The sequence below is a fragment of the Duganella sacchari genome (assembly GCF_900143065.1).
Classification (GTDB): Bacteria; Pseudomonadota; Gammaproteobacteria; order Burkholderiales; family Burkholderiaceae_D; genus Rugamonas; species Rugamonas sacchari.
In genome coordinates this window covers 207,101-221,244 of record NZ_FRCX01000005.1, presented here as the reverse complement: position 1 = coordinate 221,244, position 14,144 = coordinate 207,101, and the positions used below count along the sequence as shown (strand labels likewise).

Below are 14,144 nucleotides of genomic sequence, written 5' to 3'. Positions count from 1 at the left end.
ATCACCTAGCGAAGAGGAGACATCATGCTCGATTCCATCTATGTCGGCATCACCGGTCTGCGCGGCTACTCGGACGGCCTGCGCGCGATTGCCAACAACACCACCAATATCAACACGCCGGGCTTCAAGAGCTCCAGCCTGCAATTCTCCGACCTGTTCTACGCCTCCGGCAACGGCGGTAGCGGCGGTCAGCTGGGCTATGGCCTCAACGTCGGCGCCACCACGCTCAACTTCAAGCAGGGCGAGTTGCGCCAGACCGGCAACGACCTCGATCTGGCGGTGGACGGTGACGGCATGTTCACGCTGCGCGACGCTGGCGGCAAGCTGCACTACACGCGCGCCGGCCAGTTTGTCTTCAATCCCAATGGTGAACTGGTGAACCGCAGCGACCAGTCGAATGTGATGGGCTACAACGCCCAGGGCGCGCTGGTCAAAATCTCGATCAACAACCTGAAGACCAATCCGGCCGTGGCCACTACCACCATGACCTTCACCAACAACCTGGATGCGTCCAGCGTCCAGACCATCGGCAACCTGACGGTGATTGACTCGGCCGGTGGCAAGCACCAGCTGGCGGCCCAGTTTACGCCGCCGGGCGCCAACGGCGGTCCGTGGAGCGTGGTGTTCCTGGAAGGAGCGACCCAGGTGGGCACTGGCGTGCTGACCTTCACCAACGGCCGCCCGGATCCGGCCAATGCCAAGATCGTCTGGGACTACCATCCGCCAGGACTGGGCACGCAGCGGCTGACCTTCGACTTCAGCAACAACGTCACCTCCTATGCCTCGACCGGCCAGACCCTGCTGGCCATGGACACCCAGGACGGCTACGCGGCCGGCACGCTGACGCGCATGACGTTCGACGCCACCGGCACGCTGGTGCTCACCTACAGCAATGGCCAGACCGTCAAGGGTTCCAAGCTGGCGCTGGGCCGCTTCGAGACGGCCGACGATGTGGTGGCGGCCGGCGGCAACCTGTTTGACGCCACCGACAACCATGCCTGGGAGAGCGGCACCGCTGGCAACGGCGCCTTTGGCGTCATCCACAGCGGCATGGTGGAAATCTCCAACGTTGACCTGTCGCAGGAATTCAGCGACCTGGTGATTACCCAGCGCGGCTATCAGGCGTCCTCGCAGATCATCTCGTCGGCCAACGACATGCTGCAGGAACTGTTTGCCATGAAAGGTAAATGATGGCGCCTACCGCAAGCGCGGGCACGCCGTTGCGGCCGGTCCGCGAGGGCGACGCCTCCATGGCGCAGTTTGCCGACCTGGCTGGCCAGCCTTTGCTGCACTGGAGTACCGCGCAACTCGAGGGACTGGCGATGCAGCTTGGCAGTCTGCTGCATGGCTGGGCGGCCAGCTGGGGACTGGACGGCATCGACGCCAGCCACGCCAGCCACACATCAGCCACCAGCGCCGACGCGGCCGGGCAACCCTCGGATCCGCCTGGCGCTGCGCTGGCCGGCCAGGCCTGGCTGGCGCTGCATGCCGATGGTGCGCGCACGCGGGCCTGGATCGCCGCGCCGGGCGCCGCCCGTAGCGCAGCGGAGCAGGCCTCTTCACTGGTGCAACTGGCGTTGTTCGGCGCCCGGCCGGCCGCTGCGTCCATGCATGATGAGCCGGCCGTGGCCGAGGTCATCGGCCGCGCCGCCTGGGACGATTTTCAGGCGGTGCTGCGGCGCGGCCTGCGGCTGGAGACACCGGCTTCGGCCGGCGTGCCGGCGTCGTCGCCGGATGGCGACGATCGCCGCCTGTGGTCCGGCGCTGTGCTGTTGACGCTGCCGCTGGCGCAAGCCGGCCAGGCGCCATGGCAGTTGCTGATCAACGGCGCTTGCGCCACCCAGCTGTGCACAGCGGCGCCGGCACGGGCCGCACCACCGCCGGCGGCGCGGCCCGTGCCGCTGCTGCGCGCCCTGCGGGAACAGGCGCTGCCGCTGCGCGCCGAACTGTCCGGACCAGAGCTGACGCTGGGCAGCCTGCGTGCGCTCGCGGTCGGCGATGTGCTGCTGTTGCCGCATGCGCTGGACCAGCCGCTGACGCTGTCCGGCGCGGGTGGCCAGCCGGTCTGCCGTGGCTTCCTGGGCCAGCAGCACGGCCAGCGCGCGCTGGCGTTGCTGGCCAATCCTGCAACTGATAAACCGGCCGCGCGCGGCCGGACCGATTGATTTTTTTCCACAAAGAGTATTGTCATGAACACTGTCGTCAAACCCCAGGCGGAAACCACCCGCCCATATGCGGCCCAGGTGATTGAACTGAGCGAGCTGCACGAAGACACCGCCGGCCAGGGGGCGCCGCTGGTGAATGCGGTCAACCCGCTAAACAACGTCAAGACCCGGCTGCAAGTCTGCGTCGGCGACGTGGTGCTGACCGTGGGCCAGCTGCTGGCCGCCAAAGAACATCAGGTGCTGCGCCTGAACCAGCCGGTGGAGCAACCGGTCGATCTGCTGCTGGAAGGCGCGGTCGTGGCGCGCGGCCAGCTGTTGGCAGTGGATGGCCACTTTGCCATCCGCATCAGCGAACTGCCGGTCGCGCTCAAAGGATGAGGGCGGGGTTAGGCCGGGCCGGCGTGCTGCTGTGCTGGGGACTGTGGGGCGGCATGGCCTTCGCTGCGCCGGCGGAGACACCGGCTGCCACGGCCGTTGCTGCTGCGCCGGTGAGCAGCGGTGACAGCGCGCGTGCGCCGCTGCCCGCCACGCTGCCGTTCCGCCGCGATCCCGATACCGCCAGCACGGCGCCCGGACTGGCGGGCAGCGCACTGGCGGTGCTGGCCGTGGCAGCCGCGCTGGCACTGACCTGGCGTGCCCGCAAGACGCGCATGCGTCTACCCGCACCCGCCACGCCAGGCTGGCGCGGCTGGCTTAATGTGCCGGCGGCCGATGAGGTCATCCAGACCCTGGGCAGCCGCCAGCTCAGTCCTGGCGTGCGCCTGCACGTGGTGCAGTGGGAAGGGCGGCGCTACCTGCTGGCGCACAGCGCCGCAGGCGTGAGTTTGCTGGACCAGCAGGCGGCCAGCACGGAAACGGACCGCGCATGAGCAAAGCCTTTTCCCTGCCGGCCGCGATGGCCGCTGTGATGGTGCTGGCCGCCGGCCTGGTGCTGCCCGTTGCCGCAGTGGCGGCCGAAGGCGCCGAGACGGCCACAGCGGCGCTGTCGGCACTGGGCGGCACGTCGCAGGCGATACGCATTGTGCTGGGCCTGACCTTGCTGGCGGTGCTGCCGGCACTGCTGGTGTGCCTGACCTCGTTTTTGCGCATCATCATTGTGCTGTCCATGCTGCGCCATGCGATCGGCATGGCGGAAACCCCGCCCAACACCGTGCTGATCGGACTGGCCCTGTTCCTGACGCTGTTCACCATGTCGCCGGTGCTGGAGAAGGTCAACCGCGACGCCCTGCAGCCGTTCATGACCGGCCGCACGACGGTGGAACAGGTGCTGGACCAAGGCAGTGCGCCGCTGCGCGATTTCATGGCGCGCCAGACCCGCGAGTCCGACATCGCGCTCATGATCGAACTGGCCAAGGCGCCGGTGCCGCGCACCATGGACGAGGTCAGCAACCTGCAGCTGATTCCGGCCTATATGCTGTCCGAGCTGCGCGCCGGGTTCCAGATCGGCTTTGTGATTTTCCTGCCGTTCCTGCTCATCGACCTGATCGTCTCCAGCATCCTGATGGCGCTGGGCATGATGATGATGCCGCCCACCACCATTGCGCTGCCGCTCAAGATCCTGGTGTTCATCCTGATCGATGGCTGGACCCTGGTGCTCAAGGCCGTGATCGGCTCTTTCCACTGACGCCCGGCCATGATCGACGAACACGCCATGCCACCCCGTGCCGCAGCGCCGGCGCGCTACCAGCAGCTCGATGACGAGGCTGGCCTGTGGCAGCGCTGGCGCAACCAGGGCGAGCTGGCCGCGCGAGAAGCGCTGATCCGCCATTACCTGTCCTATGCGCGGGCGCTGGCGGCGCAAATGTATGCGCGCCGCAGCATGGATGAATTCGAGTTTGACGAGTACATGCAGTTTGCCACGGTGGGCCTGTTGGAGGCGCTGGACCGCTATGACCCCGAGCGCGGCATCCTGTTCAAGACCTTTGCCACCACGCGCATCAACGGCGCCATGCTCAGCGGGCTGAGTACGCTAAGCGAGCGCCAGCAGCAGATCGCCATGCGCCGCCGCATGGCCGATGAACGCGTCAAGTCGCTGCAGGAGGCGCCGCTGCCGGCCGACCCCGAGCGCCTGCTGCGCGAGCTGGCCGAGATCGGCGTCGGCCTGGCGCTGGGCTTTGTGCTGGAAGGCAGCGGCATGCTGGCGTCGGCGGAAGCCAGTGTGGCCGACAATACCTACACGCGGCTGGAGCTGCGCCAGTTCCAGCAGCAGATCCGCTACCTGTGCCAGCGTCTCACCGCGCGCGAACGCGAGGTGATCGAGATGCACTATTTGCAGCACATCAGCTTTGAAGAAGTCGCCGAACGCCTGCAGCTCAGCAAAGGGCGCGTCTCGCAACTGCACGCGCAGGGGCTCAAGCGCTTGCGCACGCTACTCTTGCAAACCTCACCCTGCGATGTCACGCTATGACCTCGCCTGTCCGCCATCCATAAGGAGCCACCATGCACGCCGCCACCAATCCGCCCAGCCCTGCCGCCCAGCGCCTGGAACGCCTGCAGCAATTCCTGCTGGCCGATCCCGGCAACGAACCGCTGCGCGCCGACATCTTCCAGCTGGCGCTGCAGCTGGGCCAGGCCGAACTGGCCCAGGCCCAGGTGACGCATGAGCTGGCGCGCAATCCGCTGGACATCAACTGGCGCCACCGCGAGGCGGCGCTGACCATGCAGCGCCACGACTACGGCGATGCGGTGCGCCAGCTGGCGGCGCTGGCGCTGGAGGCGGAAGGCAATCCATATATCCGCTGCGACCTGGGACGGGCGCTGTTCCGCCAGGGCGAATTTGAACTGGCGCTGGCGCAGTTGCAGCCGCTGGTGGAACAGCACCTGGCCCAGGTGCCAGGCGCCATGGCCTTGTGGCTGCGCTGCCAGCAGCAGCTTGGGCAGCTGGACTTGCTGCTGAACCAGTTCGTCACCAGCGCAGCCGCCACGCCGCTGCCGGCCGAGGCCTATGGTGTGGCGGCGCTGATTGCGGTGGACGCCGAGCGCGTGGCCGAGGCGCGTACCTGGGGCCACCATGCGCTGGCGCTGGCGCCACGCCAGCGTGAGGCGCTGGTGGCGCTGGGTACGCTGGCGCTGGCTGACCAGGACGGCGCTGCCGCGCGGCGCCATCTGGAAACCTGTCTGGAGCTGCATCCGCAGGATGGCCGCGCCTGGTCGGCGCTGGGCATGACGCGGCTGTTCGACGCCGAGCTGGAACCGGCGCTGGCGGCGTTGCAGCTGGCCGTGCAGTACATGCCCAGCCACATCGGCAGCTGGCATGCGCTGGGCTGGTGCCAGCTGTCGCTGGGCGATGCGGCGAGCGCCAAGGCCACCTTCAGCCATGCGCTGGAGATGGACCACAACTTTGGCGAGAGCCACGGCGCGCTGGCGCTGACCCTGGCCATGCTGGGCGACCGCGAACCGGCCAGCCAGCACCTGGAACGCGCGCTGCGGCTGGATGCAGGCAGTCTGGCGGCGTTGTATGCCAAGGCGGTGCTGAGCGGCGAGGGCCGCGATCCGAAGGCGTTCCGCGTGCTGGCGCGCCGTCTGCTGGGCAAGCAGCAGACGCTGACGGGTGCGCCGCTGGCCGATGCCGTGCTGTCGCGTTTGCCGACCTGACGGCGCGCGGCCTTATTTGCGGCGGCGGGCGCTGTCGAGCAGGAAGCCGCCCGCGCGGTCGATGGCGGGCAGCAGTTCCTGGTTGGCTTCCATGCTTTGCTGGACCTGGTCGATCAGGCGGTGGAACGCCGGATCGTTGATGAGATCGCCGCCTAGCTCGCTGCTCAGCACGGACTCAAGAAAAATACGAAAGGCTTTGCGGCGGCGTTGCGGATCATCGTCGGCGATCGCGCGCACACGCTGCACGATGAGCGCCTGGCGGTCGGCGCCGGCGGTGGTGCCGGCCGCCGGCGGCCGCGCCTTGGCCTGGCTGGCGTCGCTGCCGCTTTTGAGCGGCGCCTGACGCGCCAGCGCCGTAACCTGGGCCGCCATCTTGCTCAGGAACTGGCTGGTGGAATCGATGCTGCTCATCAGTTGTTATCAGTTGTTACTGGAGACGGGTGTAGGCCGAGACCAGGAAGTGGCTGGTGTCGGCGTCCTCTTCCGCTTCGGATGCTGTTTCGGCCGTGACCGCCGCAGTCTGGCCGATGCGCGCGATTGCATCGAGGAAGCGCTGCATGTCGGTGTTGAGCATGGGGTTGCTGTGGTTGACCATCATGCCGGCACGCAACCACTGCGCGGCGTCGGCAAAGCGGTCCTCGGCCAGTGCTTCCAGTCCCGTCTTGAAACGGCGCAGCGCGTTGTCTTCGGGCAGGGCGGCCAGCGGCGCCCAGGTGGCGCTGGCCGCTGCCGGGCGGCCCGAGCTCAGTTGCAGCAGGCCGAGCTGGAAGCGCGCGATCGCCAGGCCGGGATCGCGCCGCAATGCGCTGATGTAGGCGCCCTCGGCCTGGTCGTAGGCGCGCGCCTGCGCGTATTCCGCAGCGAGCAGCAGCAGCGGGCGGGCATCGCCGGCATGCTGCTGCGCAGCGGCGTGCAGCTGCACCAGCGTGGCTTCGCTATCGAGGAGGGCAATGTCCCGCAGCAGGGCGGGCAGGTAATCTTCGTCAGTGGACAGTGGCTGCATGGCGTCTTTCAGACCAGAGGTGGAGGACGGATTGCGTGGTCCATTGTAGCCGCAGTCACCCGTGTTGCATTAAATTTTTTGCATTGAAAACCACTATTTTCCCTGGCGCGCAGGGGGCGTCGAGCGCCGTGCAAATTTTTTTCTGCAGCCCCTAAATTTTCGCCGTGGCGCGTAGATAAGTTGTCACAGGCGTCGGAATGGCCGGGATCGTGCAGCTCATCGACATTGGGGAGATCAAGTGGATAATTCGGTTTTGGGTAGGATGGACATGTCGCACGCGGCGCACCAGCAGGTGGGGGCGGCCGTGCTGCAATCGGTGCTGCTGCACGAGATGCGTGCACCGCGCGACGCCGGCTGGCAGGGCAGAATGCGCGGCTTGCCGATCGGTTCGCCGTTCCGTGGCCAGGTGCCGCTGATTTCGCCGCTGCTGTTCGGCGGCAAATAAGCCGTACCGGTGGCCGCTCCGTGATCAAACTGTTATTGAATCCAACGCTCAAGCTGGGCCGTGACGAAGACACGGCCTATTTGCTGTCCGAGATCGACTATTTCCGCTTTCCGCTGGCGGCGCTGCCATTGCTGTCGCAGCTGCAGCAGCCGACGGCCATCGACGATATCGCGCCGGAGCAGCGCGACTGGCTGCGCCAGCTCGGCGAGCAGCGTCTGCTGATTAACGCCAATTGTCACCAGCTGCCGCCGGCCGTGGTGTCGTACTGGCTGGCCAAACATTACCACCCCGGCTTCATCAAGGCCCAGCTGGAGCTGAGCGTGCAATTCATCGGCCCGCAGGCGGCGCCATACCGTGCCCGCTTTGCTGCGCGCTACCCCGAATGCACGGTCGTAGATGCGGATGGCCAGCTGCTGGTGTATGTGACGCACGACCTGCTGCGCTGCGAGATCGATCCCGCGCTGGAACAGCAGGGCGTGCCGATTGTGCTCATCAAGACGGGCGGCATGAAGCAGTCGATCGGTCCGGTGCTGACGCGCGCGCTGCGCTACAGCGAGTTGCAGGCCGCCATCAGCCGGCCATTCGATGCCGACCTGTCGGTAGCGGTACCGGACAGCGTGCAGGACACGGCCGATGCCATTCTGCTATCCGAGCTGTATCACCTGCGGGTGCAGGCTGGCCTGCACCTGGCGATCAACCATGTGGTGGAGTGGAATATGGCGCGTCTGAGCAAGAAACACTGGAAGGTGAAACCCGCATGACGTTTCAGTTTACCGACGGCTCTTTTGAACTGGGTTACGACGGCCAGCCCTGGGGGCGCCGTACCAGCACCGATCAGCGCTACTACCACTTGGCCAAACCGGTGCGGCGCCCGGTGCGGCCGTTCCGTAGCGAAGCGATTCTGGCAGCGCAGGAGATCCGCGCCTCGCGGCCGGGACGCATCATCATTCCCTACAGCGGCGGCGCCGACAGCGAAGGTATTTGCGAAGCGTTCCGCCGCGCCAAGGTGGAGTTCACGCCGCTGGTGGTGGTGTATGAACATGAACTCAACCGCCACGATGTGGACTATGCGTTTGCGTGGTGCCGCCGCCATGGCTACGAACCCATCGTCGAACATATCGACCTCGACAAGTTTTATGCGTCCGGCATGGCGCTGGAGCTGGCGCGCATGTGCCAGGCCTGGGAGCTGGCGTATATGCCGGTGCTCAGCGTGATGCTGGAATACCGCAGCCAGGGTTTCTTCATCGGTCCCGGCGAAGCTTCCATCCACCGCGTTCTGCGCGAAAATGGCCGCAGCGAGTGGCTGTACAGCGAGAGCGAACGCCACTACTGCTACAACAAATTCATGGCCGCCGCCAACATCAACGGCGTGCCCTCGTTTTACCAGTGGTCCACCGAACTGGTGCACAGCGTGCTGTGCGATCCGCTGCTGGAAGCGCTGGCCAGCGGCCTGTATGCAGCCCGCATCTGGGGCAGCAGCATCCTCAAGCATTCGCTCTACCGCAAGCACCTGGGCCTGCAGCCGCGCATCAAGTTCACCGGCTTTGAAGCCAGCGGCAGCATGCTCAGCCTGCACAACCACGCGTGGCGCCAGGACCCGGCCTCGATGCTGTGCATGAATCAGTCAAGCGACATTGAATACTGGAGCCAGGTGGACAATGCGCGCTGGAGGCCGGCATGAAGATCGCCAAGCTGGGCCTGGAGCACGATTTCGCCATCAAGCGCATGCGCCTGATCGCCGCCCGATCGGTGGGGCAGGACGTCGAGGAAATCGTCGATCCCTCGCGCGTGCTGGCCGACAACCGCTACGAGCGCACCTACCTCGATCCCGACAACCATGGCTACCACTGCTATGGCGCGCTGGGCGAGGACGGCAGCCTGTATGCGGTGATCGCGTTCAAGCAGGAACCGCTGCGCGGGCGCTGGCTGCTGCAGTGGCTGTGCTCGGATTCGCTGCTGGACAACGGCCGCGCCCTGAATGGCGTGTTCGACATTGTCGACCATGTGCTGCGTCTCAACGAAGCGGAAGGCATGCCGTCCTGGCTGGGCTGCATTCCCGCCAAGTACCAGCGCGTGTATGACCGCCTGTGGCGCCAGCATTGCCCGGCCTACCGCGGCTATCGCGTGGCCGAGTGCCAGCTGGTGCCGGCCCATTCGGTGGCGCCCGATTCCGAGCATTTTGGCGAACTGTTCGGCTTTGCCGTGCAGGCCATCGACATGCTGGTGCGTACCCATATCAAAATCAACGAGGAGAATTAGCATGGCGTGGTGGAGAGCTATCCTGAACTGGCCGGTGCATATCAAGAAAGTGTTCCTGCCGGTGCACGCGCTGGGCCTGGCGGCCCTGCTGCTGTTGCCGCGTGCCGGCTGGCAGGTGTTGTGGCTGACGCTGCTGGGCTGGACCCTGTTCAGCGGCTTTGGCATTGCGGTCGGCTACCACCGCCTGTTCTCGCACCGTGGCTTCAAGGTGGCCCGCCCGGTCGAGCTGTTCCTGCTGGTGTGCGGCGCGTTTGGCGCCCAGGGCTCGTCCATCTTCTGGTGCGCGCTGCACCGTGGCTACCACCATCCGCATGCCGACACCGAGCGCGACATCCACTCGCCCATCCACGGCAAGTTCAATGCCTATATGGGCTGGATGTTCAAGCTCAAGCCCGATACGGTCAGCATGAAGTATGCGGTGGACCTGATGCGCGACCCGGCCCATCTGTGGGTGCACAAGCACTATGTGCGCCTGCTGTGGATACCGATAGTGATTGCCGCCGTGATCGACTGGCGCATCGCGCTGTACTTCTTTGCACTGCCGATGACCATGGCGGTGCACCAGGAAAACCTGGTCGATCTGTTCTGCCACACGCGCAATGTGCTAGGCTACCGCAACCACGACACGCGCGACAACTCGATGAACAACATCGTGCTGGGCCTGTTCGCCTGGGGCCAGGGTTGGCACAACAACCACCACAAGCGGCCGGCCGACTGGGACTTCGGCAGCGAGCGCTGGTACGAGTTTGATCCCTGCCGCCTCATCATTCCGCTCATCGCCCGGCGTGCGCCGGCGGCGGCCGCCCAGTAGCGCTGCCGGGACCGCCATGTACCTGAGCGCTATTCGCAGCGAGAAAACCCTGTGCCACAGCAAGGCGTTTGCGTTTGTAATCCGCGAGTACGCGGCGCTGCTGGCGCTCGGCCATGTCGAGCCGGAGCTGCCGTTCGCCAACCAGTCGCAGGTGTGCTACGGCCTGGATGGCGCCCAGCAGGTGATTGCGGCCGTGGTGTATTCCTACGATCCCAACAAGCGCGCCATGTGGTTGCAATTCTCGGCGGTCGAGGCGGCGCATCGCCAGCGCGGCGCCTACCGCGAACTGTTTCACGAAGTCAGTCAGGCGGCGCGCAAGGCCGGCGCCGTCAACCTGTATGCCGGCATTGCCACCGATAACCACGCCATGCACGCGATTGCCGGCCGCCTTGAGCGCCAGCCGGTGATGGTGCGCTACCGCTACACCCTGGATGATCCGTCATGATACTGAACCAGACCCGCCCCCTGCTGTTGCTGCTGGACGTGGAAACCAGCATCGTGCTGGGCACCGTGCCCACCGTGGCCTGCGGCCAGATGCTGATGCTGGGCCTGCTCAATACCCAGCTCAGCCACCTGCCATTGCAGGTCTACCACCTGCGCGAGCGCTGGGATGGGTATGACTTCAACGCCGAGCAGCAGCTGTACACCATGAGCCGTGGCTGGACCATGACGCCGGCGCCGGCGGCGCTGGTGACGCCGCAGATCCATGAACGCCGCCGCCTGATGCGTCAGCGCATTTCCTACCTGCATCCATGGGAGATTTACTGCCAGGGCGCGCTGGTGCGTTTCAACGGCTATATGTCGGACGGCGTGCAGGCGTTTGTGCGCAGCGAACTGACGGCCGGCGCGGCCAGCACCTATGTGCAGGAATACGCCAGCATCCACGACATCAGCGTGGAGAACGCGCTGCAGGAGCTGCACGGCAAGGTGCGCAGCCTGGGCATGGTGGCGGCGCGCAACTGGGCGCAGTATGAAAAAATCGCCCAGGGCATGGCCATGGCGCGCGACCGCGACGAACAGGAACTGCTCATGAAGCAGGGCTTCGACATCCTGTACAACAACGCTTACATCTGAGGTGGACATGGAGCTGTACATCGCCAATGCCGGTTCGCTGCTGGACTACGAGGCGCCCGAGGTGCGCGACTGGGCCTCGATCTACAACCTGATCGCGCTCAATGTCAGCCTGGTCGATCGCAGCAACGTGATCCAGGTGCCATTCCGCTTCCGCATCTATCCGCCGTTCGAGTTCGCCCGCATTGCCGAGGCGGACAGCCTGAGCTACGAGGCCTGCTGCGACCGCCGCGCGCGTGAACTGCTGGCGCTGCAGGAAGACCTTGGCGTGCCGCTGGCCGTGCTGTATTCGGGCGGCATCGATTCCACACTGGTGCTGATCAGCTTTGCCAAGGTGCTGAGTCCGGCCGAGCTGCGCGAGCGCGTGCACGTCTACATGTCCAACGACAGCATCGTGGAAAACCCGCGCTTTTATTACGACTTCGTGCGCAGGCATTGCACCATCCGCGCCAGCGAGGACTTCACCAGCGTGCTCGATGGGCGCCACATCATGGTGGGTGGCGAGCACAACGACCAGCTGTTCGGGTCCGACATCATCGGCAAGATCGTGCAGCAGCAGCCGTTCAGCGTGGTGCACCAGCCGTACCGGCGCGATTTCCTGGTGAATTTCTTTGTCAGCAAGGGCTTGCCGGAAGCGGCCGCCCACCACTGGTTCTCGCTGCTCGACCAGCACATCCGCGATACCGGGGCGCCGGTGCACAGCGTGTTTGAATTCTTCTGGTGGCTGAACTTCATCTTCAAATGGCAGTCGGTGTATTTCCGCATCCTGCTGCGCGTCGACAAGGCGCAGCGCAGCCGTATCGACCAGCAGTTCTGCAACCGCTACTACCACCATTTCTACAGCCCGGCGTATTTCCAGAAATGGTCGATGACGCATCCCGAACTCAAGATCCAGGACAGCTGGGCTTCGTACAAGTTCACCGCCAAGGACCTTATCTACGAGTTCAACAAGGACGCCGACTACCGGCGCGACAAGATCAAGATCGGCAGCCTGTCGCGCCTGTTCCTGCAAAAAGACACGGCGGTGGGCCTGAGCAGCGAGTTCGCCTATCTGGACAGCCTGCGCGGTCCCGACCTGTACCAACCTGATAATTCCTTCAAGGACGCCTCATGAAGATTGTGGAAGCTGGCAGCAGTTACAAACCGCATTCGATGTATCCGTGCGAAGTGCATGCGCTGCATGGCAGCGGCGTGCTGGCGCTGGACGACGACAGCAGCGCCTACGGCTATCTGCGGTCCGGCACGCTGTCGCTGGAAAGCCTGACGGTGCGCGCCGGCCAGTATTTCTGCCTGACCCGCGTGGGGCCGGGCGCCTGCGCTGAATTTTCCCATGCCGACGGCGTGGCCGTGATACGCAAGGGTTTCAAGGGATTGAATATGGTGGGCGGTCCGCTGGAGTCGTCCGGCCGCCTGGTGTATATCGACGGCTGTTCGGATACGCTGCTGGTGAGCCCGCCACGTCTTGGCGATTCCAGTCTCAACCATCTGCATTTCCCGCCTGGCATCGAGCAGAGCTTTCACATCCATCCCAGCATCCGCGCCGGCATCGTGGTCAGCGGCGCCGGCCGTGCCAGCCTGGCGGGCGGCGTCGAGCTGCCGCTGCGTCCGGGCGCCGTGTTCGTGCTGGATGAACGCGAGCGGCACCGCTTCTGCACGGAGAGCGAGGACATGCACATCGTGGCCTTCCATCCGGATGGCGACTTCGGTCCGACTGACGACCACCATCCGATGAAAAACCGCACGCTGATTACGGCGCGCTGACGCCGGGCGCACCCATCACGCTGGCGACGATGGCCGGGTAGACCAGTGGATGCACGGCCGGGTTGCTGTTCATTTCCAGCAGCCACGGCTGGTTCAGGCGGTCCAGCACGGCGTCCACCGTGAACAGCGTGTGGCGCTGCTGCGCGGCGGGAATCGCGGCCTGCAGCCGCAGGCCGGCGCTGCGCAGCAAGGGCATCAGCGTCGGGTAGGGCGCGGCGTCGGGCGGTGTGCGCAGGTCCACCACGCTGCGCGCGCGTGGATGCAGCAGCTGGCTGCCGTAGCGGAACTCGACGATCTGGCGCTGTCCGCGCGGCAGTACCGTGTCCAGGCTGGTCTTGCAATACTGCAGCAGCGGCACGCTGCGCGCCAGCAGCGCCTGGCTTTCCTCGGGCAAGTAAGCCTTGTGCAGACTGGCGCGCTTCAGGATCAGCTGACCGATGGTGGAGCTGCCGTCACCGCGCACGCTGGGCGGTTCGTCCATTTCCATGCACAGCGGCTGGCCTTCCCAGTACCACACCTTGAGGATTTTGCCTTCCACAAAGCGTTCAAAGAATTCGCCGCGTTCCGGCTGCAGCGCATGCTCGGTCGAACTCAGGAACGGCCCGGCGATGCCGTCGCCAAACGAGGTGTGGGCGTGCTTGACCAGTACGCGGTTGATGCGCGCCTGCGGATCGGTGCTGTGCTCGGGCACGGGCAGCTGGGCCTGGCGTGCGTACTCCTTGAACGCCAGCTTGTCAGCCGCCAGCGGCCAGTGCTTGCGCTGGTAGGGCAGCCAGCCGGCAAACGTGGTGACGTCCGGTCCCGGTGCGGCAGCGTAGCGCTGCTCGCCGCGCGTGACGGCCAGGAACTTGGGATACAGCAGCCACTGCTCGGCGCCGCGGCGCACCAGCGTATTGAAGCTGGTGAAGTCGAGGATGGCTTCACAGCCGGCCTCGGCCAGCGCAGCGCGCAGCCACAGGAAGTGCTGCAACAGATTGTTCTTGGAAGGCGTGGCTTGCATGGCGCAGCGCGGTCGGTTGAGATGCCGCTGATATT

Annotated in this window: 19 protein-coding genes; 16 read left to right on the top strand and 3 right to left on the bottom strand. The window is 65.5% G+C overall.

Features of this window, described 5'->3' with window-relative positions:
* Positions 1-24: 24 nt before the first annotated feature.
* The 7 genes from BUA36_RS12515 to BUA36_RS12485 are packed head-to-tail and all read left to right on the top strand — an operon-like array spanning position 25 to position 5,759.
* Complete coding sequence (locus BUA36_RS12515; RefSeq protein WP_072784941.1) at positions 25-1,191, top strand: flagellar hook protein FlgE; 1,167 nt, start codon at positions 25-27, stop codon at positions 1,189-1,191.
* Positions 1,188-2,165: a FliM/FliN family flagellar motor switch protein gene (locus tag BUA36_RS12510; RefSeq protein WP_072784939.1), complete on the top strand. Its 978-nt coding sequence runs from the start codon at positions 1,188-1,190 to the stop codon at positions 2,163-2,165. Before BUA36_RS12515 ends, BUA36_RS12510 begins: the two co-directional genes overlap by 4 nt.
* Before the next feature lie 24 nt (positions 2,166-2,189).
* Positions 2,190-2,543: a FliM/FliN family flagellar motor switch protein gene (locus tag BUA36_RS12505; RefSeq protein ID WP_072784938.1), complete on the top strand. Its 354-nt coding sequence runs from the start codon at positions 2,190-2,192 to the stop codon at positions 2,541-2,543.
* Complete coding sequence (locus BUA36_RS12500; protein WP_139260517.1) at positions 2,540-3,034, top strand: flagellar biosynthetic protein FliO; 495 nt, start codon at positions 2,540-2,542, stop codon at positions 3,032-3,034. Before BUA36_RS12505 ends, BUA36_RS12500 begins: the two co-directional genes overlap by 4 nt.
* Positions 3,031-3,789 (top strand): flagellar type III secretion system pore protein FliP, encoded by a 759-nt coding sequence (fliP, locus tag BUA36_RS12495; RefSeq protein WP_229255692.1) that lies wholly within the window; start codon positions 3,031-3,033, stop codon positions 3,787-3,789. The genes BUA36_RS12500 and fliP overlap by 4 nt, the downstream gene beginning before the upstream one ends.
* 9 nt (positions 3,790-3,798) lie before the next feature.
* Entirely contained in the window at positions 3,799-4,572 is a 774-nt protein-coding gene (locus tag BUA36_RS12490; RefSeq protein ID WP_084560127.1) for a sigma-70 family RNA polymerase sigma factor, read from the top strand.
* A 32-nt stretch (positions 4,573-4,604) separates the two neighbouring features.
* Positions 4,605-5,759: a tetratricopeptide repeat protein gene (locus BUA36_RS12485; RefSeq protein WP_072784936.1), complete on the top strand. Its 1,155-nt coding sequence runs from the start codon at positions 4,605-4,607 to the stop codon at positions 5,757-5,759.
* A gap of 12 nt (positions 5,760-5,771) precedes the next feature.
* On the opposite strand, the gene BUA36_RS12480 is transcribed toward BUA36_RS12485, so the two are convergent.
* Positions 5,772-6,170, bottom strand: a complete 399-nt coding sequence (locus BUA36_RS12480) for a hypothetical protein (RefSeq protein WP_072784935.1) — start codon at positions 6,168-6,170, stop codon at positions 5,772-5,774.
* A 16-nt stretch (positions 6,171-6,186) separates the two neighbouring features.
* Positions 6,187-6,762, bottom strand: coding sequence for a tetratricopeptide repeat protein (locus BUA36_RS12475; protein WP_072784934.1), 576 nt, complete (start codon positions 6,760-6,762; stop codon positions 6,187-6,189).
* Positions 6,763-7,030: 268 nt separating this feature from the next.
* On the opposite strand from BUA36_RS12475, the gene BUA36_RS30720 reads away from it, so the two are divergent.
* From BUA36_RS30720 to BUA36_RS12435, 9 genes are read left to right on the top strand one after another with little or no spacing between them, the layout of a single operon-like run.
* Positions 7,031-7,207: a hypothetical protein gene (locus tag BUA36_RS30720; protein ID WP_208861886.1), complete on the top strand. Its 177-nt coding sequence runs from the start codon at positions 7,031-7,033 to the stop codon at positions 7,205-7,207.
* 20 nt (positions 7,208-7,227) lie between these two features.
* Positions 7,228-7,968: a hypothetical protein gene (locus BUA36_RS12470; protein ID WP_072784933.1), complete on the top strand. Its 741-nt coding sequence runs from the start codon at positions 7,228-7,230 to the stop codon at positions 7,966-7,968.
* Positions 7,965-8,888: a hypothetical protein gene (locus BUA36_RS12465; RefSeq protein ID WP_072784932.1), complete on the top strand. Its 924-nt coding sequence runs from the start codon at positions 7,965-7,967 to the stop codon at positions 8,886-8,888. The genes BUA36_RS12470 and BUA36_RS12465 overlap by 4 nt, the downstream gene beginning before the upstream one ends.
* Positions 8,885-9,466 carry a hypothetical protein gene (locus BUA36_RS12460; protein WP_072784931.1) on the top strand — a complete coding sequence of 194 codons (582 nt, stop codon included), beginning with the start codon at positions 8,885-8,887 and terminating at the stop codon, positions 9,464-9,466. The genes BUA36_RS12465 and BUA36_RS12460 overlap by 4 nt, the downstream gene beginning before the upstream one ends.
* A 1-nt stretch (position 9,467) precedes the next feature.
* Positions 9,468-10,277, top strand: a complete 810-nt coding sequence (locus BUA36_RS12455) for a fatty acid desaturase (RefSeq protein WP_072784930.1) — start codon at positions 9,468-9,470, stop codon at positions 10,275-10,277.
* Positions 10,278-10,293: 16 nt separating this feature from the next.
* Positions 10,294-10,722: a GNAT family N-acetyltransferase gene (locus BUA36_RS12450; protein WP_072784929.1), complete on the top strand. Its 429-nt coding sequence runs from the start codon at positions 10,294-10,296 to the stop codon at positions 10,720-10,722.
* A complete protein-coding gene (locus BUA36_RS12445) occupies positions 10,719-11,351 on the top strand; it encodes a hypothetical protein (RefSeq protein WP_072784926.1) in 633 nt (210 codons plus the stop codon). Before BUA36_RS12450 ends, BUA36_RS12445 begins: the two co-directional genes overlap by 4 nt.
* A 7-nt stretch (positions 11,352-11,358) precedes the next feature.
* The gene (locus BUA36_RS12440) at positions 11,359-12,462 is read left to right on the top strand and encodes a hypothetical protein (RefSeq protein WP_072784924.1); all 1,104 of its coding nucleotides are present in this window, start codon (positions 11,359-11,361) and stop codon (positions 12,460-12,462) included.
* Entirely contained in the window at positions 12,459-13,109 is a 651-nt protein-coding gene (locus BUA36_RS12435) for a cupin domain-containing protein (RefSeq protein ID WP_072784922.1), read from the top strand. Before BUA36_RS12440 ends, BUA36_RS12435 begins: the two co-directional genes overlap by 4 nt.
* Here the strand turns inward: BUA36_RS12435 and BUA36_RS12430 are convergent.
* A complete protein-coding gene (locus BUA36_RS12430) occupies positions 13,096-14,109 on the bottom strand; it encodes a hypothetical protein (protein WP_072784920.1) in 1,014 nt (337 codons plus the stop codon). The two genes, BUA36_RS12435 and BUA36_RS12430, sit on opposite strands and share 14 nt — an antisense overlap.
* Positions 14,110-14,144 lie beyond the last annotated feature (35 nt).

Coding starts and splice junctions, on each gene's coding strand:
- BUA36_RS12515 (WP_072784941.1), top strand. CDS start 25: ATGCTCGATTCCATCTATGTCGGCATCACCGGTCTGCGCGGCTACTCG.
- BUA36_RS12510 (WP_072784939.1), top strand. CDS start 1,188: ATGATGGCGCCTACCGCAAGCGCGGGCACGCCGTTGCGGCCGGTCCGC.
- BUA36_RS12505 (WP_072784938.1), top strand. CDS start 2,190: ATGAACACTGTCGTCAAACCCCAGGCGGAAACCACCCGCCCATATGCG.
- BUA36_RS12500 (WP_139260517.1), top strand. CDS start 2,540: ATGAGGGCGGGGTTAGGCCGGGCCGGCGTGCTGCTGTGCTGGGGACTG.
- fliP (WP_229255692.1), top strand. CDS start 3,031: ATGAGCAAAGCCTTTTCCCTGCCGGCCGCGATGGCCGCTGTGATGGTG.
- BUA36_RS12490 (WP_084560127.1), top strand. CDS start 3,799: ATGATCGACGAACACGCCATGCCACCCCGTGCCGCAGCGCCGGCGCGC.
- BUA36_RS12485 (WP_072784936.1), top strand. CDS start 4,605: ATGCACGCCGCCACCAATCCGCCCAGCCCTGCCGCCCAGCGCCTGGAA.
- BUA36_RS12480 (WP_072784935.1), bottom strand. CDS start 6,170: ATGAGCAGCATCGATTCCACCAGCCAGTTCCTGAGCAAGATGGCGGCC.
- BUA36_RS12475 (WP_072784934.1), bottom strand. CDS start 6,762: ATGCAGCCACTGTCCACTGACGAAGATTACCTGCCCGCCCTGCTGCGG.
- BUA36_RS30720 (WP_208861886.1), top strand. CDS start 7,031: ATGTCGCACGCGGCGCACCAGCAGGTGGGGGCGGCCGTGCTGCAATCG.
- BUA36_RS12465 (WP_072784932.1), top strand. CDS start 7,965: ATGACGTTTCAGTTTACCGACGGCTCTTTTGAACTGGGTTACGACGGC.
- BUA36_RS12460 (WP_072784931.1), top strand. CDS start 8,885: ATGAAGATCGCCAAGCTGGGCCTGGAGCACGATTTCGCCATCAAGCGC.
- BUA36_RS12455 (WP_072784930.1), top strand. CDS start 9,468: ATGGCGTGGTGGAGAGCTATCCTGAACTGGCCGGTGCATATCAAGAAA.
- BUA36_RS12450 (WP_072784929.1), top strand. CDS start 10,294: ATGTACCTGAGCGCTATTCGCAGCGAGAAAACCCTGTGCCACAGCAAG.
- BUA36_RS12445 (WP_072784926.1), top strand. CDS start 10,719: ATGATACTGAACCAGACCCGCCCCCTGCTGTTGCTGCTGGACGTGGAA.
- BUA36_RS12440 (WP_072784924.1), top strand. CDS start 11,359: ATGGAGCTGTACATCGCCAATGCCGGTTCGCTGCTGGACTACGAGGCG.
- BUA36_RS12435 (WP_072784922.1), top strand. CDS start 12,459: ATGAAGATTGTGGAAGCTGGCAGCAGTTACAAACCGCATTCGATGTAT.
- BUA36_RS12430 (WP_072784920.1), bottom strand. CDS start 14,109: ATGCAAGCCACGCCTTCCAAGAACAATCTGTTGCAGCACTTCCTGTGG.